General features: G+C 64.8%; 28 protein-coding genes and 1 tRNA gene. 12 read left to right on the top strand and 17 right to left on the bottom strand.

The features are described from left to right. Positions 1-199 precede the first annotated feature (199 nt). Positions 200-1,420 (top strand): MFS transporter, encoded by a 1,221-nt coding sequence (locus tag K289_RS0110765; RefSeq protein ID WP_027551518.1) that lies wholly within the window; start codon positions 200-202, stop codon positions 1,418-1,420. Positions 1,421-1,431: 11 nt separating this feature from the next. On the opposite strand, the gene K289_RS44185 is transcribed toward K289_RS0110765, so the two are convergent. The 6 genes from K289_RS44185 to K289_RS0110735 all read right to left on the bottom strand — a co-directional run bounded on the left by K289_RS44185 (position 1,432) and on the right by K289_RS0110735 (position 4,910). Beyond that, on the bottom strand, positions 1,432-2,109 hold the full coding sequence (locus tag K289_RS44185; protein WP_051310547.1) for a TetR/AcrR family transcriptional regulator: 678 nt from the start codon (positions 2,107-2,109) through the stop codon (positions 1,432-1,434). A gap of 9 nt (positions 2,110-2,118) precedes the next feature. Next, on the bottom strand, positions 2,119-2,535 hold the full coding sequence (locus K289_RS0110755) for an ester cyclase (RefSeq protein ID WP_027551517.1): 417 nt from the start codon (positions 2,533-2,535) through the stop codon (positions 2,119-2,121). 107 nt (positions 2,536-2,642) lie between these two features. Continuing rightward, positions 2,643-3,029 carry an ester cyclase gene (locus K289_RS0110750; protein ID WP_027551516.1) on the bottom strand — a complete coding sequence of 129 codons (387 nt, stop codon included), beginning with the start codon at positions 3,027-3,029 and terminating at the stop codon, positions 2,643-2,645. Between the two features lie 54 nt (positions 3,030-3,083). Beyond that, positions 3,084-3,956: a bifunctional helix-turn-helix transcriptional regulator/GNAT family N-acetyltransferase gene (locus K289_RS0110745; RefSeq protein ID WP_027551515.1), complete on the bottom strand. Its 873-nt coding sequence runs from the start codon at positions 3,954-3,956 to the stop codon at positions 3,084-3,086. Between the two features lie 51 nt (positions 3,957-4,007). After that, on the bottom strand, positions 4,008-4,427 hold the full coding sequence (locus tag K289_RS0110740) for a cupin domain-containing protein (protein WP_027551514.1): 420 nt from the start codon (positions 4,425-4,427) through the stop codon (positions 4,008-4,010). Positions 4,428-4,508: 81 nt separating this feature from the next. Continuing rightward, entirely contained in the window at positions 4,509-4,910 is a 402-nt protein-coding gene (locus K289_RS0110735; protein WP_027551513.1) for an Ohr family peroxiredoxin, read from the bottom strand. 118 nt (positions 4,911-5,028) lie between these two features. On the opposite strand from K289_RS0110735, the gene K289_RS0110730 reads away from it, so the two are divergent. Continuing rightward, on the top strand, positions 5,029-5,526 hold the full coding sequence (locus K289_RS0110730) for a MarR family winged helix-turn-helix transcriptional regulator (protein WP_371260805.1): 498 nt from the start codon (positions 5,029-5,031) through the stop codon (positions 5,524-5,526). Between the two features lie 24 nt (positions 5,527-5,550). On the opposite strand, the gene K289_RS0110725 is transcribed toward K289_RS0110730, so the two are convergent. From K289_RS0110725 to K289_RS0110710, 4 genes are read right to left on the bottom strand one after another with little or no spacing between them, the layout of a single operon-like run. Beyond that, the gene (locus tag K289_RS0110725; RefSeq protein WP_027551511.1) at positions 5,551-5,904 is read right to left on the bottom strand and encodes an MmcQ/YjbR family DNA-binding protein; all 354 of its coding nucleotides are present in this window, start codon (positions 5,902-5,904) and stop codon (positions 5,551-5,553) included. A 45-nt stretch (positions 5,905-5,949) separates the two neighbouring features. Continuing rightward, positions 5,950-6,990 (bottom strand): GntG family PLP-dependent aldolase, encoded by a 1,041-nt coding sequence (locus tag K289_RS0110720; RefSeq protein WP_027551510.1) that lies wholly within the window; start codon positions 6,988-6,990, stop codon positions 5,950-5,952. Further along, the gene (locus K289_RS0110715; RefSeq protein ID WP_027551509.1) at positions 6,990-8,240 is read right to left on the bottom strand and encodes a dicarboxylate/amino acid:cation symporter; all 1,251 of its coding nucleotides are present in this window, start codon (positions 8,238-8,240) and stop codon (positions 6,990-6,992) included. Before K289_RS0110715 ends, K289_RS0110720 begins: the two co-directional genes overlap by 1 nt. Then, positions 8,237-8,920 (bottom strand): GntR family transcriptional regulator, encoded by a 684-nt coding sequence (locus K289_RS0110710; protein WP_027551508.1) that lies wholly within the window; start codon positions 8,918-8,920, stop codon positions 8,237-8,239. The genes K289_RS0110715 and K289_RS0110710 overlap by 4 nt, the downstream gene beginning before the upstream one ends. Positions 8,921-9,075: 155 nt before the next feature. Here K289_RS0110710 and K289_RS0110705 point away from each other — a divergent pair, with 155 nt between their 5' ends. The 6 genes from K289_RS0110705 to K289_RS0110680 all read left to right on the top strand — a co-directional run bounded on the left by K289_RS0110705 (position 9,076) and on the right by K289_RS0110680 (position 16,182). Beyond that, entirely contained in the window at positions 9,076-9,711 is a 636-nt protein-coding gene (locus tag K289_RS0110705; RefSeq protein WP_027551507.1) for a PadR family transcriptional regulator, read from the top strand. A 550-nt stretch (positions 9,712-10,261) separates the two neighbouring features. Then, entirely contained in the window at positions 10,262-11,917 is a 1,656-nt protein-coding gene (locus K289_RS0110700; RefSeq protein WP_027551506.1) for an acetolactate synthase large subunit, read from the top strand. A 101-nt stretch (positions 11,918-12,018) separates the two neighbouring features. Beyond that, positions 12,019-13,845, top strand: coding sequence for a chloride channel protein (locus tag K289_RS44180; protein ID WP_051310545.1), 1,827 nt, complete (start codon positions 12,019-12,021; stop codon positions 13,843-13,845). A 24-nt stretch (positions 13,846-13,869) separates the two neighbouring features. Continuing rightward, positions 13,870-14,217, top strand: coding sequence for a Lin0512 family protein (locus K289_RS0110690; RefSeq protein ID WP_027551505.1), 348 nt, complete (start codon positions 13,870-13,872; stop codon positions 14,215-14,217). 6 nt (positions 14,218-14,223) lie between these two features. Further along, positions 14,224-14,916, top strand: coding sequence for a GNAT family N-acetyltransferase (locus K289_RS0110685; protein ID WP_027551504.1), 693 nt, complete (start codon positions 14,224-14,226; stop codon positions 14,914-14,916). 78 nt (positions 14,917-14,994) lie between these two features. Continuing rightward, complete coding sequence (locus tag K289_RS0110680) at positions 14,995-16,182, top strand: serine hydrolase (RefSeq protein ID WP_027551503.1); 1,188 nt, start codon at positions 14,995-14,997, stop codon at positions 16,180-16,182. A gap of 84 nt (positions 16,183-16,266) precedes the next feature. Here the strand turns inward: K289_RS0110680 and K289_RS0110675 are convergent, their stop codons facing one another. From K289_RS0110675 to K289_RS50335, 3 genes are all read right to left on the bottom strand, one after another. After that, complete coding sequence (locus K289_RS0110675) at positions 16,267-17,607, bottom strand: RtcB family protein (RefSeq protein WP_027551502.1); 1,341 nt, start codon at positions 17,605-17,607, stop codon at positions 16,267-16,269. A 117-nt stretch (positions 17,608-17,724) separates the two neighbouring features. Continuing rightward, a complete protein-coding gene (locus tag K289_RS0110670; RefSeq protein ID WP_027551501.1) occupies positions 17,725-19,050 on the bottom strand; it encodes a TROVE domain-containing protein in 1,326 nt (441 codons plus the stop codon). Positions 19,051-19,158: 108 nt separating this feature from the next. Then, positions 19,159-19,319: transfer RNA gene (locus K289_RS50335), tRNA-Arg, on the bottom strand. A gap of 961 nt (positions 19,320-20,280) precedes the next feature. Here K289_RS50335 and K289_RS0110650 point away from each other — a divergent pair. From K289_RS0110650 to K289_RS0110640, 3 genes are all read left to right on the top strand, one after another. Then, positions 20,281-20,946, top strand: coding sequence for a DUF429 domain-containing protein (locus K289_RS0110650; RefSeq protein ID WP_027551499.1), 666 nt, complete (start codon positions 20,281-20,283; stop codon positions 20,944-20,946). A gap of 125 nt (positions 20,947-21,071) precedes the next feature. Further along, a complete protein-coding gene (locus K289_RS51485) occupies positions 21,072-21,215 on the top strand; it encodes a hypothetical protein (protein WP_198024682.1) in 144 nt (47 codons plus the stop codon). 93 nt (positions 21,216-21,308) lie between these two features. Continuing rightward, positions 21,309-22,013, top strand: a complete 705-nt coding sequence (locus tag K289_RS0110640; RefSeq protein WP_027551498.1) for a glutathione S-transferase family protein — start codon at positions 21,309-21,311, stop codon at positions 22,011-22,013. Between the two features lie 2 nt (positions 22,014-22,015). Here the strand turns inward: K289_RS0110640 and K289_RS0110635 are convergent, their stop codons facing one another. The 3 genes from K289_RS0110635 to K289_RS0110625 form a co-directional block, all read right to left on the bottom strand. Further along, a complete protein-coding gene (locus K289_RS0110635; protein WP_027551497.1) occupies positions 22,016-22,798 on the bottom strand; it encodes a sulfite exporter TauE/SafE family protein in 783 nt (260 codons plus the stop codon). Positions 22,799-22,801: 3 nt separating this feature from the next. Beyond that, a complete protein-coding gene (locus tag K289_RS0110630) occupies positions 22,802-23,434 on the bottom strand; it encodes a TetR/AcrR family transcriptional regulator (protein ID WP_027551496.1) in 633 nt (210 codons plus the stop codon). A 213-nt stretch (positions 23,435-23,647) separates the two neighbouring features. After that, on the bottom strand, positions 23,648-24,019 hold the full coding sequence (locus tag K289_RS0110625; RefSeq protein ID WP_027551495.1) for a tRNA-binding protein: 372 nt from the start codon (positions 24,017-24,019) through the stop codon (positions 23,648-23,650). Positions 24,020-24,133: 114 nt separating this feature from the next. Between K289_RS0110625 and K289_RS0110620 the strand changes: the two genes are divergently transcribed. Further along, positions 24,134-24,499: an ArsC family reductase gene (locus K289_RS0110620; protein WP_027551494.1), complete on the top strand. Its 366-nt coding sequence runs from the start codon at positions 24,134-24,136 to the stop codon at positions 24,497-24,499. Here K289_RS0110620 and K289_RS0110615 read toward each other — a convergent pair. Next, positions 24,496-25,176, bottom strand: a complete 681-nt coding sequence (locus K289_RS0110615) for a hypothetical protein (protein ID WP_027551493.1) — start codon at positions 25,174-25,176, stop codon at positions 24,496-24,498. The two genes, K289_RS0110620 and K289_RS0110615, sit on opposite strands and share 4 nt — an antisense overlap. Between the last annotated feature and the right edge of the window lie 280 nt (positions 25,177-25,456).

Here is a 25,456-nt window from a genome sequence, read left to right as displayed (position 1 = left end):
TCGGACCTATTTTCATCCGAGCTTCGATCCAGCGCCGACGATAAATTCGCTTTACAAGAAATTCGAAATATCGTAAGGATGTTTCGCCAAGGGCCGCTGGAACTCCGCTCCAAAAATATTCCGTATCCCGTCGGCCCCATTGTCGGCTCCCGCCGTTCCCATTCGTCTTCCACCCGGAGAGACCTGACGGGAGACCAAAATGACCTCTTTCAACTATCGCTGGGTGATCGTCGCGGCGGGCGGCCTGCTTGGCTGTGTCGCGATCGGCGGCATGTTTTCGCTGCCGGTGTTCCTGCAGCCGATCACCAGGGATACCGGCTGGTCGGTGACCGGCATTTCCAGCGCGATGACGATCGGCTTTCTGGCGATGGCCTTCACCAGCATGGCCTGGGGCACGCTGTCGGACCGGTTCGGGCCGCGGCCGGTGGTGCTGACGGGATCGGCCGTGCTGGCCTTGAGCCTGTTCGCGGCGAGCCATGCGACCTCGCTGCTCGCGTTCCAGTTCGTGTTCGGCCTTCTGGTCGGCGCCTCCTGCGCGGCGATCTTTGCGCCGATGATGGCGACCGTCACCGGCTGGTTCGACACCCATCGCAGCCTCGCCGTGTCGCTGGTGTCGGCCGGCATGGGCATGGCGCCGATGACGATGTCGCCGCTCGCGGCCTGGCTCGTCTCGCACCACGACTGGCGCACCTCGATGCAGATCGTCGCGCTGGTGGTCGCCGCCATCATGATCCCGGTCTCGCTGCTGGTGCGCCGCCCGCCGGCGCTCGCGCATGCTCTGGCCGCGCCGGCAGGCGAGGGCGCGCCGCAGGCCGAGATGTCGATGGGCGAGGCGCTGCGCTCGCCGCAATTCCTCATCCTGCTCGCGACCAACTTCTTCTGCTGCGCCACCCATTCCGGCCCGATCATCCACACCGTCAGCTATGCCGTGAGCTGCGGCATTCCGCTGATCGCGGCGGTGACGATCTACAGCGTCGAGGGTTTTGCCGGCATGGGCGGCCGCATCGCCTTCGGCCTGCTCGGCGATCGCTTCGGCGCCAAGCGCGTGCTGGTCTCGGGCCTGTTGCTGCAGGCGTTCGGCGCACTCGCTTACGTCTTCGCGCATCAACTCACCACGTTCTACGCGGTCGGCGCCGTCTTCGGCTTCATCTATGCCGGCACCATGCCGCTCTATGCGGTGCTGGTGCGCGAAAACTTCCCGCTACGCATGATGGGCACGGTGATCGGCGGCACGGCGATGGCCGGCAGCCTCGGTATGGCCACCGGCCCGCTCGCCGGCGGCCTGATCTACGACGCGTTCTCGAGCTACGCCTGGCTCTATATCGGCTCCTGGGCGATGGGCCTCGGCGCGTTCCTGATGGCGATGACGTTCCGGCCGTTTGCCAAGCCGCTAGGCGAGGCGGTGCCGGCGGCGGCGTGAGAGGAAACGAATCACTTCATGCGGCGCGCTCGCGGCTTGCTGGTGCTCCGATCGCGTTGCGTTCCAGGGGATGACTTTGCTTGCGTGTCCGACATCGCGGCCTCGATCAATGCGCGGATGGCCCAACGCTTCACGGCGCGGGCCTCCGCATCGTCGAGCTGCAGCACGTCCTTGATCGCGATCACGCCTTCCGTGCCGACGATCAGCGCGAGCGCCTTGCTCAGGGTCTCCAGCGTCCCCGCCTTGAACTGGTGTCGGCTGGGGTTGAGCGCGGCCTCGATCAAAGGCATGCGGCGGTTCTGGCGAACAGGAAGCTCACCCTGCGGGCTCCCGCCCATCGCGTGCTGGAGAGAATGCACCAGCATCATGCGAAGGGCGGCCTCATTGGCCAGAATCATGTCGTGCAGGGCGGTGTCGACCTGCTGCACGCGCGCGACGGGATCGCCCGCAGCGTCGCCGTGGAACAGGTCGGCGGCGTCCGGAACGGCGATATCGAAGGAAGCCTCGAGCAGGAGGGCTTCCACATTCGGGAAGTAGCGGTACGCCGTTGCCCGCGACACGAGTGCGGCCTCGGCGATCTCCTCGAGGGTGGGCTTGCGGCCCTGCTTCACAAGGCGCGTCGCCGCGTCGAGAAGATCTTTGCGCGTTCGTTTTCGCTGGTTCGGGCGACCCGCCACTTCACCGTCCATCGTGTCAGTCTACTGCAGCTGGTTCAGAATCGCAGCGAAGTCGAGCCAGACGTTTTCGCGCTTGATGTCGCCATTGTCGGTAAACTCGACGATATGCAGAAGGCGGAATTCGAGCGGGCGGTTCTTGCCGTCCAGCCCGAACGGCTTGCCCGGCGCTCTGCCGCTCCAGATCGACTCGTCGACCAGGAAATTGTCGCCGTAAAGCCTCTTCACGCACCTGACGCTGCTCTCCGAAAGGTCGGCGAACATGGACTCATAAAACGGGCGCGCAGCCGCACGGCCATGGGTGGGCCCGGTCGGCGAACCGACGATGTCGTGCTCGACATCGTCGGCAAGCGTCGACAGCACGCCCTCAACGTTGTCGGTCGCCTCGAAGCTGAAATGCTCGTCGATCTTCCGGTCCATCTGTTCGCGAGTCATCGCCATGTCGTCAAATCTCCTTGTCTTGACAATTACGACAGCGGCTTATAATGAGACGATCGTCTCATGTAAATACGCATTTCTCAACAAGGGGGCGTCGCGGAGGGCCCCGCCTAGAGCTGCGCCTCGATCGCGGCCTTGTCGATCACGGACCACACCTGCCGAATCTTTTCGTCGTGAAACGCGTAAAACACGTTCTCGCAGAAGGACACACGCCTGCCGTTCACGTCGAGGCCGAGGAATTTTCCAACCGGCGTGCAATCGAATGTCAGTCGGCAAGCGATGTGAGGCGGATCGGATATCAGCAGCGCGATCTTGAAATTGAGGTCCGGGATCTCGCGAAAATCCCGCTCCAGCATCGCGCGATAGCCCGGCAGCCCGACCGTCTGCGCGTTGTGGGCGACATCATCATGCACGAACCGACCGAGCGCGGGCCAATCCTGCCGGTTCAGGCAGGCGATGTAGTCGCGGTAGATGGCGGCGAGATCGGACTTCGTCACGGCAAAGCTCCTGCGGCTCCGGCCATAACGCGGGAGGAGGACAGTCGGCCCCGCTCACATCCGCTTTTCGAAGAACAGATCGGGGTAGGGGTCGTCATTGAAGCGCGGGATCTCGCTCCAGCCGGTCCTGCGGTAGAGCTGACCGGCCTCAGGCAGCGCGCTGTTGGTGTCGAGCCGCAGCAGCGCGATGCCGAGCTCGCGTGCGGCGGCTTCCGCCGCATCCATCAGGCGCCGGCCGAAGCCCAGTCCGCGCGCTGCGGGCGCGACCCACAGCCGCTTGATTTCCGCGTAGCCGTGATCCGTGCCCTTCAGCCCGACACATCCGATCGGCAGCGTGTCCGACATCGCGACGATGAAGGTTCCCCGCGGGCGGCGCATGTCGGCGGCATCGGGATCGCGCGACAGCGAGACGTCAAAGCCCTGTTTGAAGCGGCGGCCGAGCTCGGCATAGTATTCGCCGAGACAATAACGTGCCTCGTCGCTGCGCGGATCCATCTCGTCGAGCGTGATGCGGTCGCGCGTCAGCGCGGAGGCGATCAGGTCCATCGCAGCGAGCAGGGCGTCGGCTTGCGCATGGCGGTCGAGGAAGCCTTTCGCCTGCGTGTTCGACAGCGCCTCATAGGCGGCGAACTCGCGCCGGCCGGCGCGCGTCAGCTTCGCGACGCGGCGGCGCGCATCGTCCTCATGCGCGGTGGTCTCGATCAGGCCTTCGTCCTCGAGGCTGCGCAGCAGCCGGCTCATCAGTCCGGAATCGAGGCCGAGATAGTCGCGGATTTCGGCGACGTCCGAGCGTCCATGTCCGATCGCGTTGAGCACGCGCGCCGCACCGAGCGGCCGGCCGCGCCCCAGGAACGAGGTATCGAGCGCGCCGACGGCGGAGGTCACGGCACGGTTGAAGCGGCGGACGCGGGAGATGGGGTCGAGCATATATCTGACTTTAGTCAGATATCTTGCGAGGGTCAATCGGAACTGCTGGCCTCACTTCGCCAGCGTCAAGAGCGGCTTGTCCTTCGCGACGATATAGGTCGCAAGCTCGCTTGCCGTGTCGCCGCCGACATTCTTCGCCGCATGCACGGTTCCGGCCGGGATGAACAGCACGTCGCCGGCCTTCAGCGTCACCGGTGGCTTTCCGTCGACGTCATATTCGATGGCGCCTGCCAGCACATAGATGATCTCCTCGCCCGGATGGGTGTGACGGCCGAACGCGACGCCCGGGGCGAGATCGACGCGAACCTGGACCGCTTCGCGTCCGGGCGCGCTGAGATCGTGGCGCTGCAGGTCGGTCCGCGTCACGCCCGTACCTTGCGCGTGCGCGGCGGCCGGCAGGGTGAGAAGGTTGATCGTGATCACGGCGGCGCTCGCCAGTACGCGCGCGGCTCGCAAGAGATGATGGCTCATGGTCGGCTCCTTGTGTCGGTCGACTGCATCGCGCGGGACCGGGCCGGATTGTCCGGCCGGTCCGCGATGCGGTTGCGTGCGTCAGACGAGAGTGGTGGTCACCTCGATGTTGCCGTGCACCGCCCTGGAGTAGGGGCAGATGCCATGCGCGGCCGCGATCAGCTCCTGCGCGACGGCGCGGTCGATGCCGGGGACGCTGACGTCGAGGCGCGCGCGCAGGAAGAAGGCGCCGTTCGCATTGTTCAGGTCGATCGCGGTGTCGACCGACGGCTCGGTCGGCAGCTTGATCTTGCGCTGGGCGGCGGCGAGGCCGATTGCGCCGAGGTAACAGGCCGACCAGGCGGCGGCGAACAGGTTTTCGGCGGCCGGGTGCGGCTCCGGCAGCTTGATGTCGAGCCGTCCGTCGGCCGAGCGCGCGGCGCCGTCGCGGCCGGAGGTGACGTGGGCCTTGCCGGTGAAGAGAACCTTCGAAGCGGTGGTCATGGCGGGTCCTTTCGGGATCAAGTTATATCGTATCCGATCAAATCGGATGCGATTTGAAATAATTCGCGCTGCGGTCCCGGTCAAGCCTTTCCGATTTAATCGCATGCGATTTATATGGATCGCGAGATCACGAATTGCGGAGCCTCCCGTGTCCCGTCCTGCCAAATCCGCCAAACCGGACCGAAAGCTTTCGAATTTCCTGTGCTTTGCGATCTATTCGGCCAATCTGGCCTTCGGCCGCGCCTACAAGCCGATCCTCGACGCGGTCGGGCTGACCTACACCCAGTACATCGCTCTGGTGGCGCTTGCCGAGGAGGACGGGCAGACCGTCAGCGCGCTCGGCGAAAAGCTGTTTCTGGAATCCAACACGCTGACGCCGATCCTGAAGAAGCTGGAGCAGATGGGCTACATCCGCCGCGAGCGCGACCCCGCCGACGAGCGGCAGGTGCGGGTGAGTCTTTCGCCCGCCGGACGCAAGCTGCTCGACAAGGACCTCGGTGATTCCCTGATCGCGGCCACCGGCCTCGGTGAGGATTTTCCCGTGGTGCAGAAGACCGTGAGCAGGCTGCGCGACAATCTCCTGCGCAACACCAGGCTGGGTGAGAAGAAGTCCTGATCGGCAGCGCGGCTACGCGCGCGGTCAGGCAAGTCCCAGTTGCTTGCGAGCCTTCTTCGAGAGCTTGGCAACGATCAGCGCATGCGCCTGCTCGAGATAGGCCGCGAGCTCGGGATCGGGCAGGGCGTCGTTGCCTGTGAGCTGCACCCATTTGGCGCGTGCGAGGTAAGGCGCCGGCCGCGCAATGCCGTGCTCGATCAGCATCGCATAGGCCATGTTCGAAACCTTGAACATGTAGCCGCCGGATCGCGCGGCAAAGCCGCCGCCGAGCGCGAACATCTTGCCGCCGACCTTGAACACGGACGTGCCCTCCCACTGCACCACCTTGGTGACCGCGGGCAGGCGCAGGCAGCGCGTTTCAAAGCTTCGGGGAGTCATGGCGCGAGCGATAGCACGTCGTGGACGGCTTGCAACGTCGCGCCTTTAGCCGGCGACCGCCGCGAAGGCGGCAATCGTGCGATCCACCGCTGAAACGTCGATGTGGCGATGGGTGACGAGCCGGAGCTGCGCCACCCCGCTCGCCTGGACGAGAATGCCGTGTCGCTTCAAGTCCGCGGCCCACGCGGCGGCGTCATGCAAGCTGCCGGAGACATCGATGCGCAGGATGTTGGTCTGCACTTGATCGGGATCGGCAAGCGCAGGATCAAGCCAAGCCAGCGCCGCGGCGAGCCGCTTCGCCGCGGCGTGATCCTCGGAGAGGCGCTCGATCATGGTCTCCAGTGCCACCAGGCCCGCGGCCGCGACGATGCCGGACTGGCGCATGTTGCCGCCGACGAGCTTGCGGAAGCTGCGCGCCCGCGCGATGAACGCCTCGTTTCCGCAGAGCAGGCTGCCGACCGGCGCGCTCAACCCCTTGGACAGGCAAAACATGACGCTGTCTGTATGCTCGGCGATCCGCGCGGCCGGCACGCCGAGCGCGACGGAGGCATTGAACAGGCGGGCGCCGTCGAGATGCACGGGGATGCCGCTCTCCTGCCCGAGCGCGTGGATGCGGGCCATGTGGGCGAGGGGCAGCACGGCGCCGCCGGCGCCATTATGCGTCGTCTCCATTGCAATGAGGCCGGACCGGCTTGAGGCGCGGATCGCCTGTTCCAGCGCGGCTTGGTCCATCGCACCGCGATGGCTCGGCATGGATTGGGGCACGAGCCCCGCGATCGTCACGACGCTGCCGAGCTCCGAGTTGAGGAGATGTGCGCCGCTGTCTGCGAAGACATCCATGCCGCGCTCGGCGTGGGCGAGCATCGCCAAGAGATTACCCATCGTGCCGCTCGGCACGAACAGGCCAGCCTCCTTGCCCGTCAGCGTGGCGCCGCGCGCCTCGAGTTCGCGGACGGTTGGATCGCCCTCGCGGCCGTCGTCGCCGAGCGGGGCGCATTGCATGCGCGCCAGCATCGCCTCGGTCGGAAGCGTGACGGTGTCGCTGCGCAGATCGACGACGTCGCTGCGGCTTTCTTGCGCGATCATCAGGCGTCCTGCACCTGAAGGCCGGCGGCCGCCGGCTGCGATTCATCGGGAACCGCGTCGCCGGCAAAGCGCTCGACCAGCTTCACCGCGACCGTGTTGCCGAACACGTTGATCGCGGTGCGGCCCATGTCGAGGAAGGCGTCGACGCCGGCAATGATCGCGAGCGCCTCGATCGGCAGCCCGATCGCCGACAGCACCATGGCGATGGCGACGAGCCCGCCGGAGGGAACGTTGGCGCTGCCCTTGCTCGCGATGGTCGTGACCATCACGATGGTGAACAGCGTCGACCAGGTCAACGTCACGCCATAGGCTTCCGCAAGGAAGGTGACGGCAAGCGCGAAATACATGATGGCGCCGTCGCGGTTGAATGCATAGCCGAGCGGCAGCACCACCGAGACGATGCGTTCGGAGGCGCCCATCGCGCGCAGCTTCTCCATGTGTAGCGGCAGCGTCACCTCGGAGGAGCGGGTGGAGAAGGCCAAAATCATCGGCTCCATCACCGCTCTCGTGACGGCAAGCGGCTTCTCGCCGATCGCGAGCAGCATCAGCCAGAAGATCACGACCATGATCGCAAGGCCGAGATACATGACGCCGACGAGCTTTGCCAGCGCGACCACGGTGGCGAGCCCTTGGGTCGCGAACAGCCAGGCCATCACCGCGAAGATCGCGATTGGCGCAAGGCTCGTGATCCACTTCGTGATCTTGAACATCGCCGCCATCACCGCTTCGAGCACGGCGACCATCGGCTCGCCGACCTTGCCGACTGAGGCCAGCGCGAGGCCGAACAGGATCGCGAACACCAGCGTCGGCAAGATCTTCTGCTCGGCCATCGCCGCGACGATGTTGGAAGGGATCATGTCCATGAAGAACTTGATCCAGTCGACCGACACCGCAAGGTTCTGCGGCACCTTGCCGGTCGCGGCGAGCGGCGCCCCGGCGCCGGGATGGAACGCGGCGTTGAGGAGCAGGCCGATCACGATCGAAATCACGGTCGCGACGTAGAAATAGCCGAGGCTGATCGCGGCAACGCGGCCCAGGACCTTCAGCTCGCTACCCATCCGGTAGAGGCCGAGCGTGACCGCGGCGAACACGACGGGGATGACGATCATCTTCACCGCCTCGACGAAGGCGGTGCCGATCGGGCGCAGGCTCGCGCCGAAATCCGGCCAGATCAGTCCGACGCAGAGGCCGGCGGCGAGGCCGATCAGCATCTGGAACACGAGCGGCACTCTGAACGACGCTCCGATCATGCGCGATGGTCTCCCTGCCCCGGATACTGCGTGCGGATGGCGCCCAACGCGGTGAGGCGCGCTTCGAAGGCGGATGAGAGGTGGCGCCACATGCGCTGCTGCGCCACGTCGGGGTCGTTCGCTTCGACGGCCGCGTAGATCTCGAGATGCTCGCTGACGGCCTGGCGAGTGCGCTCGATGCTGTATTGCCGCATCTTCTGCAGGGCGAGGCCGCTTTGAGCGCGCAGATTGTCATAGGCCTGCGCCAGCCGGCCATTGCCGGTCGCGCGGAAGAGTTCGTCGTGGAAGGCCCAGCCGACCTGCTGCGCCTCTTCGACATCGAGCGTCGCCCCCGACTGGATCCTGCGCAGCTCCTCCGCACAGTGTCGCAACGGTTCGGTCGGTCCGCGCGTCGCGGCGAGATAGGCCGCCATTCCCTCGAGCGCGAGCCGCAACTCGTGGATCTCGCGTAGATCATCGAACGACATCTGCCGCACGAAGGTGCCGCGCATCGGATGGATGGTGAGGAGGCCGTCATGGGCGAGCGCCTTCAGCGCCTCGCGGATCGGCGTGCGTCCAAGCGCCAGCCGGGTCGACAGGCTGCGTTCGGACAGCGGCTCGTCGGGCGCGAACTCGCCGGAGATGACGAGGTCGCGGAGCAGGGAATAGGCGCGGTCACGGTCGAGCGAGGTCGTGGGCATGCCTGACATACCAGCGGCATGTCACAGGTGTGTCAAGTCGAGCCATCGATTTTGCCGGGGAAACAGCCGTTCCGAAACAAAGTCACGGACTTGTGCCTTGTGCTCCACATCGAAAAACATATCGTACGATATATCTAACAATGGAGACGTAAGATATGTTTCGTGACAAACACCACAACAGACACGGTCGAGATGACCACGAGTTCCGCTTCGCTTTCGCCATGGGTCGCCATGGCAGGCGGCATCCCTTTGGCCGCGGTGGGCATGGCTTTTTCGGACGCGGCGCCGGCGGCGATTTTCCGGGTGCGCGACGGCTGTCCTCGCAGGACCTCCAGCTCGTGATCCTGGCGCTGCTCGCCGAAAATCCGGCGCACGGCTACGAGCTGATCAAAACCATCGAGGAACGCTCGGATGGTTTCTACACGCCGAGCCCGGGCGTGATCTATCCGGCGCTGACCTATCTCGATGAGGTCGGCCACGCCAGCGTCGCGCAGGATGGCGGCCGCAAACTCTACAGCGTCACAGAGCAGGGCAAGGCGCATCTCGCCGAGAACCGCACCACGGCCGATGCGATCCTTCAGGCGCTGTCGCGGATCGGGCGCCGCATGGAAGAGGTGCGCGAGGCCTTTGCCGGTGTCGGTGATCTCGATGCGGACGCTTCCGACGAGCTGCAGCGGGCCCGCCATGGCCTCAAGCGCGCGCTGCGCAGCAAGCACGGCTGTGACGCCACTGAAGCGCGCCGCATTGCCGGCATCCTGGATCGCGCCGTCGCAGAGATCGTGGGCTCGTAACGTCGATCCCGGAATCTTCAGGAAAGCATCATACGGGTCCGTCGCTGAAAGTGGCGTGAGATCGCTGGAAACGATGCACGCCGAGCGCTTGTGAACGCGCTGTCAACGACGTCGTGGCCGTTGGCTTCCTGGGGGCCGGCTCTGCGCAGAAGGGCGTTGCGTGTCTGGGACACGAGAGTGATGGATGCCGCCGCCATACTCCGTCATTGCGAGCGCAGCGAAGCAATCCCGGACTGTATCCGCGGAAAGACTCTGGATTGCTTCGCTGCGCTCGCAATGACGAGGTTGAAGCAGTTGCGCGGGATATCTCCCGTCGTCCTGGCGAAAACCCGTACTGCCGCGCGAGCGCCTTCGCCCATCGCGATTGCCCTCGTCAGCGTTGCGAAAGCTCGCCACCATTGTGTCTCACAACAAGCGCGTGTGGTTGTGGATTCTGGCTTTGGCCCGGACGACAGCGTTGAGAGACTTGTGAGTTGTGCCAGAGCCCCGTCCGGCTACGATACCGCCGCGTCCGCGCCGCGCGGGGGCTGAAACATTTGCGGGAGGCGACATGAGCGGGCAAGAGCGCAAGGTGAAGGGATCGGATCTGTTCGTCGCTGCTCTGGAGAATGAGGGTGTCGACCGCATCTTCGGCGTCCCCGGCGAGGAAAACCTCGATCTCGTGGAATCGCTGCGCAACTCCAAGATCGAGCTGATCCTGACCCGGCACGAGCAGGCTGCCGCCTTCGTGGCCGCAACCCATGGGCGGTTGACCGGCAAGCCGGGCGTGTGTCTCTCGACGCTTGGCCCGGGCGCGCTCAACCTGTCCACGGGAGCTGCCTATGCGCATCTCGGTGCGATGCCGATGATCTTGATCACCGGCCAGAAGGCGATTATGAGCAGCCGCCAGGCGCGTTTTCAGATCGTTGACGTCGTTGCGTCCATGAAGCCGTTGACGAAGCTGGCTCGGCAGATCGTTAGTGCTTCCAGCATCCCAACCGTGGTGCGCGACGCCTTTCGTGTGGCGATGGAGGAGCGGCCCGGGCCGGTACACCTCGAATTGCCGGAGGATGTCGCCGGCGAGGAGGTGGCCTCCGTCCCGGTGATCCCGACCCATCCGATCGAGATTCCCGTCGCCCATCGCGCTGCCCTCGACCGCGCGGCCGAGATGATTCTGGCCGCAAAGCGCCCGCTGGTGATGATGGGCGCGGCGACGAGCCGGCCGCGATCGACGCATGGGATAGCGACCTTCGTGCGGCGAACCGGCATTCCGTTCTTCACCACGCAAATGGGGAAAGGCACCGTGCCCGGCGGCACCAATCTCTACATGGGAACCGCCGCGCTGTCCGAGCGAGACTACGTTCATGATGCCATCGATGCTGCGGATCTGATCGTGGCGATCGGGCATGATCCGGTCGAGAAGCCGCCCTTCATCATGGGGCCGTCGGGCCCGAAGGTCATTCACGTCAGCTACACGCCGGCGAGCGTCGAGCAGGTCTATTTTCCGGATGCAGAGGTCGTCGGCGACGTCGGTCCGAGCCTAGAGCTGTTGGCCGACCGCGTCGAAGGCAAGCTGCCGCAGGCGGCGGCGCTGTTACCTTTACGCGAGAAGATACTCAGCCACATCGCCGACCGTGCCACCGAGGGGCGCTGGCCGCCGACGCCGCAGCGGATCGTGCACGATATCAGGCAAGTGATGCCGGAGAACGGCATCGTTGCGCTCGACAACGGCATGTACAAGATCTGGTTCGCGCGCAACTACCGTACCCGCGTCGCCAACACGCTGTTGCTGGACAATGCGCTGGCAACGATGGGCGCTGGCCTGCCGTCGGCGATGATGGCCGCGATGCTCCATCCAGACCGTCGCGTGCTCGCGGTCGCCGGCGACGGTGGTTTCATGATGAACAGCCAGGAGATGGAGACGGCGGTCCGCCTCAAGCTCAATTTGGTCGTGCTGGTGCTGGAGGACAATGCCTACGGCATGATCCGATGGAAGCAGGCCGTCGATCACTTCGCGGATTTCGGCATGACCTTTGGCAATCCAGACTTCGCCCTCTACGCCAAGGCTTATGGCGCGAAAGGGCACCGGATCGCGAGCATCGAAAGTTTCGTCCCAACACTCGATGCGGCGTTCAAGGACGGCGGCGTGCATCTGATCTCGATCCCGATCGACTATTCCGAGAACGTGCGGGTGCTGGTCGACGAGCTGCGGGCGCGGGACAGGTAGGGCGGCCCCGATTTGTCCGGAGGATCATACCAGCCATTCCTTGATATATATCGTGTCACGATATATTGGCAGGCGCGAGAATCCTCCCGACAAGAGCAATCATGCGCCAGACCCTGGACATTACCGGCGGGCTCCCGCGTCATCGCGGCAAGCCCGGAGACTTCACCGCCGACCGCCGCGTGCTGGTCCTGATCGGCATGGCCCTGCTGGTCGGTAGCCTCGGGGCCGGGGCGGCGTGGATGTTGTTGAAACTGATCGCGCTGGTCACGAACCTGGTCTGGTTCGGCCATATCAGCACCGAGAACGTCTCGCTGGCGAATGCCCATCCGGGGATCTGGATGGTGCTGGCGCCGGCGCTTGGCGGTCTCGTGATCGGGCTGATGGCGCGATTCGGGTCGGAGAAAATCCGAGGGCACGGCATTCCGGAGGCGATCGAGGCGATCCTGATCGGCGGCAGCCGGATGCAGCCGAAGGTCGCGATCCTGAAGCCGCTGTCCTCGGCGGTCTCGATCGGAAGCGGCGGTCCGTTCGGCGCCGAGGGACCGATCATCATGACCGGCGGGGCGATCGGATCGATCTTCGCCCAGTGCTTCCATCTCACTGCAGCCGAGCGCAAGACGCTGCTGGTCGCGGGCGCTGCCGCCGGCATGACGGCTATCTTCGGCACGCCGATCGCGGCAGTCCTGCTGGCGGTCGAGCTATTGTTGTTCGAATGGAAGCCGCGCAGCTTCCTGCCCGTGGTGACGGGGGCTGTGATCTCGGCGGCATGGCGCCCGCTGCTGTTCGGGACCGGACCGCTGTTTCCGTTCGTGGAACGGCCGGACCTGCCGTGGTGGGGACTGGCGGCCGCCATCGGCGTCGGAATCGTTGCTGGCCTGCAATCCGGATTGATGACGCGGCTGCTCTATGCGGCCGAGGATCTGTTCGATCATGTGCCGCTGCACTGGATGTGGTGGCCGATGCTGGGTGGCCTGGTCGTCGGGCTCGGCGGCCTCGTCGATCCGCGTGCCCTCGGTGTCGGCTACGACGTCATCGCCGATCTGTTGTCCGGCCACATGGTGCGCGACGAGGCGATCCGGCTGTTGCTGGTCAAGTCCGCGATCTGGGTGATCGCGCTGGCCTCAGGCACGTCGGGCGGCGTGCTGGCCCCGCTGCTCATTCTCGGCGGCACTGCCGGCTGGATGGAAGGGCTGGTGCTGCCCGGCGGCGCCTCGTTCTGGGCACTGGTCGGCATGGCCGCGATGATGGGCGGCACGATGCGCTCGCCGCTCACCGGCGTGATGTTCGCGATCGAGCTGACCGGCAACATCGACATGCTGCTGCCGCTGCTGGCCGCGACCGGAGCCGCGCATGCCGTCACCGTCCTGCTGCTGAAGCGCTCGATCCTCACCGAGAAGATCGCGCGCCGCGGCCAGCACATCACGCGCGAATACGCGATTGATCCATTTGAACTGCTGCGCGCCGCCGACGTCATGGTGACGAATGTCGATACCTTGCCGGTCGACATGCCGATCGACGCGGCGGTCGCCTTCTTCACGTCGGATGAGCGCCGTCACAAATCCTATCCCGTCGTCGCCGCCGATGGACGGGTCACCGGAATGGTCACCCGCGCCGACGTGCTGCGCTGGCGCACGGAGGGCGACCATCAGGCCGTGACGCTCGATGACGTCGTCTCGGACACCTCGGCCGTGGTGGCGCATCCCGACGATGTGCTGGGACGCGTCGCCGATCTCATGGTCGCGTCCGATCTCGGGCGCCTGCCGGTGGTCGACCGCGCCAGCCATCGCGTGGTGGGACTGGTCGCGCGCAAGGACCTGCTCCGAATTCGCGCGGTCGTGAACGCGCAGGAGGAGGATCGCAACGCATATTTCCTGCGTGAAAAGACGCTTGTGCCGGAGGCGCGGATCGCGGAAGGTCAGCCCCTCTGAACTCCAGCATTCACAGGAATGGAAATGACCCGCGTTCGCTGCGTTACCGAGATGGGCATGGGCGTCGACGTCCACGGCAAGGATGCGACCAAGGCGGCCAAGCGAGCCGTGTCGGACGCGATCAGGCATTCGAGCCTCGGTTTCTTCCGCATGATCGGGAAGACCGCGAACGACATGTTCGTCGATGTGACGATCGGGGTGCCCTATCCCGAAGCCGTCGATAAGGACGCGGTCGCCAAGGAGCTTCCTTACGGCACCGTGACCGTCAACGCGGTCAAGGGCGGGCTGGAGATTCCCTCGGCCACGGAACAGGCCAACGACCCCATCCTCATCGCCAATGCGGCCGTCATCGTCAGCTTCGACAAGGAGTGACACGAGGTGTCCGACGGCGATGAAACGCTGCTGGATCGCCCAATCTGGAGTGCGCTGACAACCCGCCAGAAACATCTGGCCGAGGGTGGTCCGCAGGCGCTGCGCTTTCCCGTGGCGATGACGCCCTTTGCCGACATGGTGGACATGTCCGCAGCAAGCTTCGCCGCGCTCGGCGAGCTCTTGTCGGGCTCGGAAGTTGCTGCGCTGGCTACGCCGGACGCGGTGATCGTTCCCCCCGGCTTCAAGGTCGTGCTCGCGGCGGCGGGCGAGCAGATGATCGGCTCTCCCGCCGACAGTCGGCTTCGTGACGCCGAGATCGTGATGCTGGGCGTCGCCGACGTCCCCGCGATGATGGCGCTGACCGGGCTGACGAAGCCCGGTCCGTTCTCTGTGCGAACACATGAGCTCGGCACGTTTCTCGGCATCCGCTCAGGCGGCGAGCTGGTCGCGATGGCCGGTGAGCGGATGAAGCCAGGCAATTTTACCGAGATGACGGCAGTCTGCGTGCATCCTGATCATCGCGGGCGCGGCTACGCGCAGGCGCTGCTCGCGGCCATCGCACGCCAGATCGAGGCGCGCGGCGAAATTCCGTTCCTGCACGTGCTTTCCAACAACGCGTCGGCCATCGCGCTGTACCAGCGACAGGGGATGCGGATCCGCCGTCGCCTGCACTTCACCGCGTTCATGAAGCAGGCATAAGGCGCGGGTGAGGGGTGGGCTTCATATCCGGAAAATTCGCGCTATATCGATCCCAACCACATTGGGAGAGAGAAGCAGATGGACGCCAGGGTTAGCGATTTTTCCGCCATACGGACGGCGATGCAGCGTTACGTCGATCAGGAGATCATCCCCGGCGTATCCTGGGCCGTGCTACGCGGGGCCGATGTCGTCGATCAGCAGTGCGTCGGCTTCGCGGACCGCGAGGCGAATATCACGCTTGGTCCGGACCATATCTTCCGCGCTTTTTCCAACACCAAGATCTTCGTCACCTGCGCGGTGATGCTGCTGGTTGAGCAAGGGCGCATCGGGCTCGATGATATCGTCGAGAAATTCCTGCCGCAGCTCGGCAATCGCAAGGTGCTGAAGCAGGGCGCGGCGAGCCTCGCCGATGTCGAGCCGGCGCGGAGCCCGATCACGATCCGCCAGCTCCTGACCCACACCTCTGGTCTGAGCTATGGCATCTTCGATCCCGGCACGGTGTTGTTCAAAGGCTATAACGAGGCGCGCGTCCTCAATCCGCTGACGCCGCTGACCGACATGATCGACAAGCTCGCCGATCTGCCGCTGTCCTATCATCCCGGCACGGCCTGGGAGTATTCGATCGCCACCGACGTGCTTGGCCGCGTCGTGGAGGTCGTCTCGGGCAAAACCCTCGATGCCTTCCTGAAAGCACGGATCTTCGACCCGCTCGGCATGACCGATACCGGCTTCCATGTGCCCGAGGCCGAGCAGGGCAGGCTGGTTGCTCTCTATAATGGCGCCGACGTGCTCGATCCGATGAAGCCAGGCCTCACGCGGGCCGACAATCTGCCCTATCCGCAGGCCTATCGGCGGCCGTTCCCGCGGCTCTCGGGCGGCGGCGGCCTGGTGTCGACCCTGCCGGACATGCTCGCGCTGGTCCGCGCGCTGTTGCCCGGTTCGAACGCGCTGCTGAAGCCGGAGACGTTGCGGCAGATGATGACGAACCAGCTGCCCGCAGGCCAGACCATCAGCTTCGCCACGCTCGGGCCGATCCCCGGCAAGGGCTTCGGCCTCGGCGGCGCCGTCACCTTCGCGCCGACACCGTTTGATCCCGCGAATTCGATTGGCGAATTCCAGTGGGGCGGCCTTGCCGGCACCCATTGGTGGATCTGTCCAGAGGCCAATACGGCAGGTGTCCTGATGACCCAGCGCTACATGGGCTTCTGGAATCCGTTCTTCTTCGAGTTCAAGCGCCTCGCCTATCAGGCGGTCGGCGCGGGATGACGAGGCGCTGCCCGCTTCGTCGGTGTACGTTGTGACAGCGCAGTGCGAGCGGGGGGCATTGCCTCCCGTCCGTCGATATTGTCATCAGTCCTTCCACGGATCGAATTCGCCTTCGCCGGCCATGGCGACGGCAAACGGCCGCAGCGTGTGCAGGACGCGCACGGTGCCGGCGTGCTGCGCCAGCACGTCGGGCAGACGGCGATAGGCCATCGGGCTCTCGTCGAGGTCGGCACCGATCAAGGTGACGCCGCGCTCGTTGAGCCAGCAGTCCATCTCCGCGCGCGAGAAGCGCCGCTTCGCCTCCTTGCGCCCGAACAGGCGGCCGGCGCCGTGCACGGTCGAGTAGAGCGAAGCCTTGGCTTCGGGACTGTCGACACCCTCGAGGATGACGGCGTCGTCGCCCATCGAGCCGCCGACGAATCCCTTCTGGCCGGGAAACGCCGGCGTCGCGCCCTTGCGCACCACCCACAGATCGCGGCCCGCGTGGGTCTCACGCCAGGCGTAGTTGTGGTGGTTGTGCACGCTCTCGGTCACGTTGCCGCCGATGAGCTGGCGAACGCGCTCGACGACCCACTCGCGGCCCGCATAGGCATAACGCCCGGCGAGCTGCATCGCCGCGATGTAGCGGCGGCCGAGCTCGGAATCCTCGTCGACCACGGCGGGCGGGACGTTCATGCCGTCCTTGCCGCCGGCGGCCTTGAGATAGCGCGTCGCGGAGGTATGCCCGAGACCGCGGCTTCCGAAGTGGACGCCGATCCAGACAAAGCCTTCTTCGTCGCGCATGAGATCGACGTAGTGGTTGCCGGACCCGACCGTGCCGAGCTGGCTCACCGCCTTCTGACGGTAGGCCTCCATGTCGCTCTCGCGCCAGGCATCGCTGTCGTCGAACAGCTCGTGCTCGGCCCGCTCGGCATTGGCGCGGCCGATGCCGAACGAGATCGTCTTGGCGACGTCGCGGATGATCGTGGGCACGATGCCCGCGATGTCGTCGAAGCGCGTGTCGAGCCGCGCGGCCATGTTGCCGCAGCCGATGTCGAAGCCGACGCCGGAGATGCTGATCTGCTTCTCATAGGCGATGACCCCGCCGACCGGCTGGGCGTAGCCGAGATGGCCGTCGGCGCAGATCACGCCGGACACGACATTGCCGACCGCCATGCAGTTGCGCATCTGCGCAACCGTCGCCTCGTCATGCACGCCGAAGATCTTCAGCGGCGCATTCTGGAAGCGCGCCTCCTGCGGACGGAGGTTTGCGATTTCGCTCGCGGCCGCATTGGCCTCGCGAGCGAGATGCTCCTTGCGCGCAGCGTCCCGGTACGAACACCAGGCAGGCTGACCGCGTCCTTCGCCGACGCGCGAGTCGGGATCAACGCCGGCGGCGAGGCAGAGCTCGCGGGCGCGGTCCATGTAGGGATCTGATCGTCGCATGGTCTTGCTTCCTGCTTCACAGCCCAGCCGCATCATAGCCGGGGCGCGTGGATGATTTCAGACATTTCGAAGGCCCCGGGCGCGATGTCTCGCGTCCGGGGCCGTCGTTGTTGCGCATCAGTTCAGCGCCGTCTCCGATGCCGCGATCCACGCGACCACGGCTTCGGAGAAGCCGTTGACGCGGGTCCAGGCGCCATGGCCGACACCGTGCTGATACGAGGCCACGTTCACCATCGTGCCGCGCGCCCTGGGCTCGGGCACCTGGTCGTGGCTCTGCTCGTCGGTGAAGACGATCAGGCGGTCGCCTTTGCGGTCGATCTCGGCGACGGCCTTGCCGAGATAGGTTCCGCCATGCGGCTGCGAGTTGATGATCGCGTCCCGCAGCGCGAAGCCGCGGCGGGGCGGGACCTTCACAACTTCATTGCTGAAGGTGAAGATCTCGACCTCGTCGCAGATCTCGCGGGCGAGGATGGCCAGACCACATGCCGCCTCCGCACGCGTCATTTCCGACTGCGCGGAGAGGGCCGCGAACATCGAGCCCGACACGTCGATCAGGAGCCGGGTGCGGCCGGGGAGCCGCACATGGTCCTTGACCGACTTCAGCATCGCACCTTCGAGCTCGGGCTCGAAATCCGGCGCATAGCGCGCCGCCGCGATGAAGCGGTAGGGAAGGATACGATCCGTCCGCATCGCCTCGATCGCGCTTGCGATGGTCTCGCGCGGCACCTGCGCGTTCTGCATCAGCCGCAGATTGCGCAGCAGCGCTAAGCCGCCGAGCTTACGCTCGGCGATCAGCCGCTCGAAGGTCTCGCGCTTGCTCTTTCCGGCCGAGAGCGACACCTCCCAGGTGTCTGGGGAGGCGAGCTCGCCGTCGACGAGCTGCTTCCACAGCTTTTCCTGTTCGGCGTCCTTCGGCTTGGCGTGCACCAGGAACAGCACGTCCCTGATCCGCACCGCGCCGTCGCGGTCGTACTTGGCGAGCTGATAGGCGTCGAACTTGGTCAGCGCGCGGGCGAGACCCTTCTTGACCTGCGCCGAGACGGGCTGACGTTTGCGCTGCTGCTGAGGGCCGAGCGCATCCGCCCAGTAGATCGCGAGCAGCTCCGTCATCTCGTCGGGACGCTGGATCACCTTGTGAAGCGTGTCGGCGACGAGAGCGCGATGCTTCTCGTGGCGCGCCATCTCGCGGATGACGAGCAGCGGCGCGTGCCGCAGCTTCATCACCTCGCGCGCCTCGATCGCGAGCTGCGCGACGCGCGCAGGAGCGACCTTGGGCACCAGCGCCTTGATGCGGTCGGCGATCGACACGCCGTCCTCGTAGAACTGGTCCTCCCACAGGAGGCAGTTCATCAGCGTGCGCTTCAGCTCCATCTCGGGCGTGAAGCGCGTTGCGCGCGCGCCCTCACGCGTGAAGGCGCGAACGATCTTGTTGAGCCTGACCATGACGGCCTCCTCTGGGTTGATGATTTGTTGGAACGGCTGCCGGGGAACAAGCGAGGCTGTGCTGCCCTTGCGGACACGTCACATGCTCTATCCGCTGAGCTACGGACTTTCGTCCGGAAGGATTCGAACCTTCGACCTTGTGATTCGAAGTATCAGCGCTCTTCACCACCGGCGGTGGGGACGATAGTGACACGGTCCGGGAACAGGCGATTGCTGTGACCCGGCGAACCGAGGCTCGCCGGAAAGCGCTCTAACCTCTGAGCTACCGGTGCATGGTACACCGGGCGGGATTCGAACCCGCGACCTCTCGCGTGACAGGCGAAGTAACAGAAATCTTCACCGCGGATCGTGATGGGGTTGGCGGGGAACGGGCGATGCTGCTCTGCTCTGTGAGCGGACTGAGCTACGGCATTTCAGCCGGCGGGATACGAACCCGCGACCTCCGTTCTGGCAAGCCAGAACGGCGCTCTACCGAAGTAACAGACATCTTCACCACCGCCAGGTCGATGCTCTCGCATCGGCCGTTGATGGGTACGCTGGGGAACGGGCGATATCGGCGTCAGTGACAACAACGCAGGAAGCGCTCTTGCGAGCAGTTACTGCGCCGGGCCGCGTGCAAGCCTTTCTCGAGGCCGCATCCCGGTGCGTGTGTCAAAGGCGGGAGGAATACCCGCTTTCCTTTGCGAGAAGTATCCGAGATCTTCACCACCAGCGTCGGTTGAGCCGCGATCATCGCGGCAAACCGAGTTACAAAAATTCTATCGCGGCGCTGTCGACGCGCCGCATTTTGCGAACCATCAGGGTTCGCTCTGCCATCGGTGTCCGGCTCATCGCCTCGTTCCCTCCGGCAGGCCCCGCGCACTTGGGCACGCGCATCGTTTGCGCGAGCCCCGAGATCCGGGTCTCTCGTTCCGGCCATTGCCGGGAAGTTCGAACGGGCCGCGCGGCGGGCAACAAAAAACCCTCCGGAGCGGCAGGCTCGGGAGGGTCCGTGAGAAGCGGACTGTCGATCTTGCGGTCAGGCAAGATCGCTCCCATGAGCCGGGCATGCGACATCGAATAGCTTGGAGCTATTCGGCATGCGGGCAATTCTTTCGTAGCGGTACAGCATCGCTCGGTTCATGTTGGCTTTCGCGAACGGAAGTGCTCGCGAGGGCGGGGGACATACCCCTGCAACTTGCGGATGTCAAGCGACGCGCGTGTGGAAATTGCAAATGACGGACGAATGACTTGCCAAGCTATCTCGGCCTCGATGGATTTCGCTTCGGCTGGGTCGCAGCCTGGATCGACGATAACGGTGATCACGGCTTCGATTATTCACCGGGCCTCACGCGGTTGCTCGCGATGCCGCATGCGCGGGCGATGATCGACATGCCGATCGGCTTGAAGACCGAGGGCTATCGGATCTGCGACCTGCGCGCCCGCGAGCTGGTCGGTGCCGCCGTGTTTGTCGGTGCGCGCCGGGACCTCTGGGCCTTTCCCGACATGGCCGCGGCCAACCGGCATTACTGGGAGCACGAAGGCAAGGGCAGGGGCGTGTCGGCTCAGCTATGGAATATCAGGGACAAGATCAGGGAGGTCGACGATGTCATGACGCCCGCGCGGCAAGCTACGATCGGCGAGGCGCATCCCGAATTGATCTTCTGGAATCTCGCTGGCCGCGTCCGGCTCGATCGGAAGACCTCAGCGCGCGGCCGGGAGCAGCGCGTCGCACTCCTGAGGGAGCGCGGCTTCGCGCGATTGCCGAAATGGCTGACGCAGCGCCACGGCACCGGCATCGGCTGCGACGATCTCGTCGACGCCTGCGCTTGTGCCGTTGCGGCGCGCGACAGCTGGCAGCGTGTCGATGGCGGCGAGATCGATCCGCGTGGCTTGCGGATGGAGATCAACTATTGAGGCTGCCGGCACTGGTGGGCACCAGAGATCGCCGGGAAAAAATGGCAATTTCTTTGCGGTGAACAGGAACTGTGGCTGGTGGCCCCGCGTTCACGTTGCGAACCGAATGGACAGAAGTTTTGGCGATGAATGATGCCAGCCAATTCGCGACCGCGATGCTCGCGCTCGTCTTCATTGCAGCCCTGCTCGTCACCGGGGAGCTTTTCATCGAGCAGCGCGCGCAACGCGACATCGTTTACGTGACGAGCCATTTGCTGCGACCACTGTGAAAGAGATTGAGTACGGGAAAATCGTGTGACCTTGCGCCATTCGACGGCTCGCCTAGATTAGGGGCGCGTCGCAAGAATGAACCCGGGGTCCCGATGTCCGATCTGTCTGCTTTTCCCATCACCAAGCGCTGGCCGGCCAAGCACCCCGAGTTGCTTCAACTGTATTCGCTGCCGACGCCCAATGGCGTGAAGGTCTCCATCATGCTGGAGGAGATCGGGCTGCCCTATGAGGTCCATCTCGTCGACTTCGGCAGGGACGATCAGAAGGCTGCTGAATTCCTCTCGCTGAATCCGAACGGCAAGATCCCGGCGATCCTCGACCCCAACGGTCCCGGCGGCCGGCCGCTGCCGCTGTTCGAGTCCGGTGCGATCCTGCAATACCTCGCGGAGAAGACCGGCAAGCTGCTGCCGCCGGATGCGGCGCGCCGCTACCAGACCATCCAGTGGGTGCATTTCCAGATGGGCGGCATCGGGCCGATGTTCGGCCAGGTCGGTTTCTTCCACAAATTCGCCGGCAAGGATTTTGAGGACAAGCGGCCGCTCGAGCGCTACGTCAGCGAGTCCAGGCGTCTGCTCGGCGTGATGGAATCCCATCTCGGCGGCCGGCAGTGGTTCATGGACGACGACTACACCATCGCCGACATCTCCATGCTCGGCTGGGTGCGCAATCTCATCGGCTTCTATGGCGCCGGCGATCTCGTCGAATTCACCCAGTTCAAGTCGGTCGGCGCCTGGCTCGAACGCGGGCTGGCGCGTCCGGCCGTGCAGCGCGGGCTGTACATTCCCAAGCGGCCCTGAGATCAGCTCAGCGCCTTGTAGGTCATGTAGAACGCCATCAGCGAGACGAAGCCGATCATCATCCGGCGCAGCACCGATTTGCTGACGCCATTGGCCATCCGCGCGCCGAGGTCGGTGCCGACCCAGAGGCCGGCAAGGATGCCGATGATGGCGGGCCATCCGACTACGAGGCCCTTGCTCCAGTAGATCCAGGCCGGCGGAATGTTGGTTGGGATGACCGAGAAGATGAGGCTGACGAGCTGGGCCTGATGCTGCGGCACGCGCAGGCCGGCGGCGAGGCCGACGGTGATCGCGAGCCCGCCGCCGATACCCATGAAGCCCGATGAAAAGCCGGCAAGCGTGCCGATAAGGAGCAGGGGAAGCCAGGGCAATTCGTCTTGATGCTCGGCCTCGTTATTACCGCCCTTGCGCTCGCGGCGCAGAACCAGCGCTGCTATCAGCGCAACGAGGTAGACGACATAGGCCCATTGCAGGAACGAGTCGGACACGGCAGCCGCGGTGTAGCCACCGCTCGCGCCACCAACGAGAAATCCGATGCCGATCCAGACGATCCATTGCAGCGGGCTGCGATTGCCGCTCTGCCAGTAGCGGCGCACGCCGGCGAGACCCGTCGGAGGGATTTGTGCGATCAGCGACGTGCCCTGGGCGACGTGTTGCTCCGCGCCGAGCAGCAGCACGCAGAAGATCACGAGACCGCCTCCCGGGCTTGTGCCCATGAAGCCGGATGCCAGTCCTCCGACAAGACCAACGCCGGCGCCGGCGAGCAGTTCGTGGACCCAGGTCATCGCTCACGCCCTGGTCCGGCGCCGGACGTCCGGTTTGGTCGTGCGAAAGCCTTCGATCACGCCGGCGACGGCCGTCATGCAGGCCTCGACGTCGATCTCCTCGCCCCAGCATTTCTGCAGCACAAATCCCTGGAAGATGGAGATCAGCACGCGCGCGGTCGCGTCTGCGTTGAGGTCGCGCTTGACGAGCCCGTCGTGCTGGGCGCGTTCGATCAGCGCTACGATCAGGGCGCGCGGCATATCGATGCCTTCGACGACGCTGGTGCGGACGCGGCGGTTGCGAAGCGCTTCCGCCCAGCCATGGATTCCGACGCGCCGCCGTGATTCGCCGGCGGGATCGGTGAGCCATTGCGCATAGACGCGGACCAGCGCATGCAGCGCTTCGAGCGGATCACCAGAGCCTTGCGCAACCGAGTTCAGCACCGCCTCGCGGCGATGGCGGTCGTCGGCGAGCGCCTCGATCAGATCGTCCTTGCTCTGGAAGTACAGATAGACCGCGCCATGGCTCAGCCCCGACCGCTTGACGATGTCGGCCATGCCGGTCTGGTGAAAGCCGTTTTCGGAGAAGCAGGCGAGCGCAGCGTCGAGAATCTGCTGACGGCGGCCTTCGCGTTTCTTCTCGCTGATTTTCGGCACGGGCTGCTCACAAAGTAAATGATCGATCGATCGTTTTTGCCTCAGAAAGATGCAGAATAAGGCTAGGCCTCCTTCACCAAGATAAAAAACGATCGATCAGTCATTTTAGAATCAAAGGCACGCTTGGTCAAGGCGTCCCGATCGCCGGCACGGCTCAAACAGAGGAACGGACGGGCGACCGGGCGAACGGTGCTCGGTTGCCTAAATCCGGTACTAGAACAGCCGGCCGCCGTTCGGCACGGGCTTGCTCGGCTGCATCAGCACGACCTTGCCCTCCGCATCCGGAAAACCGAGCGTCAGCACCTCGGACACGACCGGTCCGATCTGGCGCGGCGGAAAATTGACGACGGCCGCGACCTGTTGTCCCACCAGCGTCTCCAGCGGATGATTTTCCGTGATCTGCGCCGAGCTTTTCCGCACGCCGATCGAAGGTCCGAAGTCGATCCACAGCCGCCAGGCCGGCTTGCGCGCCTCCGGGAAGGGCTTGGCATCGACGATCGTCCCGACGCGGATGTCGACCGCGAGGAAGGTGTTGAAGTCGATGGTCGGCGATGCCGCAGCGGCGGGATCGTGAGTGACGTGCATGGTGTGTCCGTTTGGAGAATTCGGAAGCTTCGTTCGGAATATTGTGGCGTGAACCGGAGTTTCGTACAACGCCGCGGCTACAGCATCACACCACGCATGCGCGAGGACCGGGTCTTGCCCAACATCATCTACGGCATCAAGAACTGCGACACTATGAAGAAGGCGCGCGCCTGGCTCGACGTGCATGGCGTCGCCTACGAGTTCCACGACTACAAGACCGCAGGCGTGGAGAAGGACAAGCTCAAGCAGTGGAGCGACGAGGTCGGTTGGGAGACGCTGCTCAATCGCGCCGGCACGACGTTCAAGAAGCTGCCCGACGCCGACAAGGAAGGCCTGAACGAGAAGAAGGCGCTGGCATTGATGCTAGCGCAACCATCGATGATCAAGCGACCGGTGCTCGAGGTCGGCAGCAAGCTCCTGGTCGGCTTCAAGCCCGACATCTACGCCAAGGACGTCGGCGCGAAAGTGCGCAAAGGCTAGTTCAGCTCGATGATCTCGGTGGCGACGCCGGGTGCGGGCTGATCGGAGAATTCGACCACGTCCGCGGCCGCGATACGGCCGGGCGCGCGATGATAGAGATCGCGATCGATCACGGCGCGCAGCTTTGGACGCGGCAGCGCGTCATTTCCGCGCATCAGGTTCTTGATCTCGAATCCGCCGTCCTCGCAAAACGTCTTCAGCGACGCGATGACATGGCTGACCTTGTCATCCGTCAGGAAAGGCAGCAGCAGCCGTTCATAAGCGACGACGCGTCCATAGATGTCGTCGACATCGGCAACGCTGTAGACCGGAAGTCCGCGCGCGACGCATTCGTGATAGATCGGCATCACGAAGGGCGCGAGCCGCGGCCCGACATAATCGTCGAGGAGAATGCCCTTGCCGGTATGTCCATAGGCGCGTGAGATTCGTGTGCCTTCACTCTGAATCGTCAGGCGCGGCGTCGGCACCGAGGTGTCCACCGTGTAGTAGATGAGATCGGATAATTCCTCCTCGAGCCGCGCGGGCTGATACTCCCAGATCGACGGCGCAATCTGCTGGCGCGCATAAAGTCGCAGCCACGTGTTCAGGAGATCACGCTGCCGGATCGACTTGACGACGGAGGGAGCGGCGCTTGCGAAATCCAAAACAATATTCCCGGCGAATGGAAACCCGCGCATGATCGCCGTCGCGGGAAAATTTTCTATGAAGGCTGGCGCGTGGGGCGAAAGACCGTTAACGACAGCTTGATGACCGGCGCTTTGCGAACCGGGAGGCCGGGCAGGCGCGACATCAAACACCTCCGACTAAGGGAGCATGCGTATCCCGGCCGGAGCCTTGATCTGCTCAGCTTTCCGCCTTGCCTAACCCCCGTCACCTCCGGCATATTCCGCGCCCGGAGGCGGCGTTCCGGGCTGGGCTCCAAGGCCTCCGGAAAGCCGAAGCAACAAAGGACAGCCG

The organism is Bradyrhizobium sp. Cp5.3 (assembly GCF_000426265.1).
Lineage (GTDB): Bacteria > Pseudomonadota > Alphaproteobacteria > Rhizobiales > Xanthobacteraceae > Bradyrhizobium > Bradyrhizobium neotropicale.
The sequence above is the reverse complement of the archived record's forward strand: the minus strand, read 5'-3'. Positions and strand labels throughout refer to the sequence as shown.

What these genes read in the sequence shown, in the direction of transcription:
- K289_RS0110735 (WP_027551513.1), bottom strand. Translation starts at nt 4,910, where the DNA reads ATGACCACCGCTTCGAAGGTTCTCTTCACCGGCAAGGCCCACGTCACC.
- K289_RS0110625 (WP_027551495.1), bottom strand. Translation starts at nt 24,019, where the DNA reads ATGCACGTCACTCACGATCCCGCCGCTGCGGCATCGCCGACCATCGAC.
- K289_RS0110675 (WP_027551502.1), bottom strand. Translation starts at nt 17,607, where the DNA reads ATGCGACGATCAGATCCCTACATGGACCGCGCCCGCGAGCTCTGCCTC.
- K289_RS0110615 (WP_027551493.1), bottom strand. Translation starts at nt 25,176, where the DNA reads ATGCGCGGGTTTCCATTCGCCGGGAATATTGTTTTGGATTTCGCAAGC.
- K289_RS51485 (WP_198024682.1), top strand. Translation starts at nt 21,072, where the DNA reads ATGAATGATGCCAGCCAATTCGCGACCGCGATGCTCGCGCTCGTCTTC.
- K289_RS0110755 (WP_027551517.1), bottom strand. Translation starts at nt 2,535, where the DNA reads ATGGCGATGACTCGCGAACAGATGGACCGGAAGATCGACGAGCATTTC.
- K289_RS0110720 (WP_027551510.1), bottom strand. Translation starts at nt 6,990, where the DNA reads ATGATCGCGCAAGAAAGCCGCAGCGACGTCGTCGATCTGCGCAGCGAC.
- K289_RS0110765 (WP_027551518.1), top strand. Translation starts at nt 200, where the DNA reads ATGACCTCTTTCAACTATCGCTGGGTGATCGTCGCGGCGGGCGGCCTG.
- K289_RS0110715 (WP_027551509.1), bottom strand. Translation starts at nt 8,240, where the DNA reads ATGATCGGAGCGTCGTTCAGAGTGCCGCTCGTGTTCCAGATGCTGATC.
- K289_RS0110745 (WP_027551515.1), bottom strand. Translation starts at nt 3,956, where the DNA reads ATGCTCGACCCCATCTCCCGCGTCCGCCGCTTCAACCGTGCCGTGACC.
- K289_RS0110710 (WP_027551508.1), bottom strand. Translation starts at nt 8,920, where the DNA reads ATGCCCACGACCTCGCTCGACCGTGACCGCGCCTATTCCCTGCTCCGC.
- K289_RS0110640 (WP_027551498.1), top strand. Translation starts at nt 21,309, where the DNA reads ATGTCCGATCTGTCTGCTTTTCCCATCACCAAGCGCTGGCCGGCCAAG.
- K289_RS0110635 (WP_027551497.1), bottom strand. Translation starts at nt 22,798, where the DNA reads ATGACCTGGGTCCACGAACTGCTCGCCGGCGCCGGCGTTGGTCTTGTC.
- K289_RS0110705 (WP_027551507.1), top strand. Translation starts at nt 9,076, where the DNA reads ATGTTTCGTGACAAACACCACAACAGACACGGTCGAGATGACCACGAG.
- K289_RS44185 (WP_051310547.1), bottom strand. Translation starts at nt 2,109, where the DNA reads ATGGACGGTGAAGTGGCGGGTCGCCCGAACCAGCGAAAACGAACGCGC.
- K289_RS0110690 (WP_027551505.1), top strand. Translation starts at nt 13,870, where the DNA reads ATGACCCGCGTTCGCTGCGTTACCGAGATGGGCATGGGCGTCGACGTC.
- K289_RS0110725 (WP_027551511.1), bottom strand. Translation starts at nt 5,904, where the DNA reads ATGACTCCCCGAAGCTTTGAAACGCGCTGCCTGCGCCTGCCCGCGGTC.
- K289_RS0110700 (WP_027551506.1), top strand. Translation starts at nt 10,262, where the DNA reads ATGAGCGGGCAAGAGCGCAAGGTGAAGGGATCGGATCTGTTCGTCGCT.
- K289_RS0110680 (WP_027551503.1), top strand. Translation starts at nt 14,995, where the DNA reads ATGGACGCCAGGGTTAGCGATTTTTCCGCCATACGGACGGCGATGCAG.
- K289_RS0110670 (WP_027551501.1), bottom strand. Translation starts at nt 19,050, where the DNA reads ATGGTCAGGCTCAACAAGATCGTTCGCGCCTTCACGCGTGAGGGCGCG.
- K289_RS44180 (WP_051310545.1), top strand. Translation starts at nt 12,019, where the DNA reads ATGCGCCAGACCCTGGACATTACCGGCGGGCTCCCGCGTCATCGCGGC.
- K289_RS0110740 (WP_027551514.1), bottom strand. Translation starts at nt 4,427, where the DNA reads ATGAGCCATCATCTCTTGCGAGCCGCGCGCGTACTGGCGAGCGCCGCC.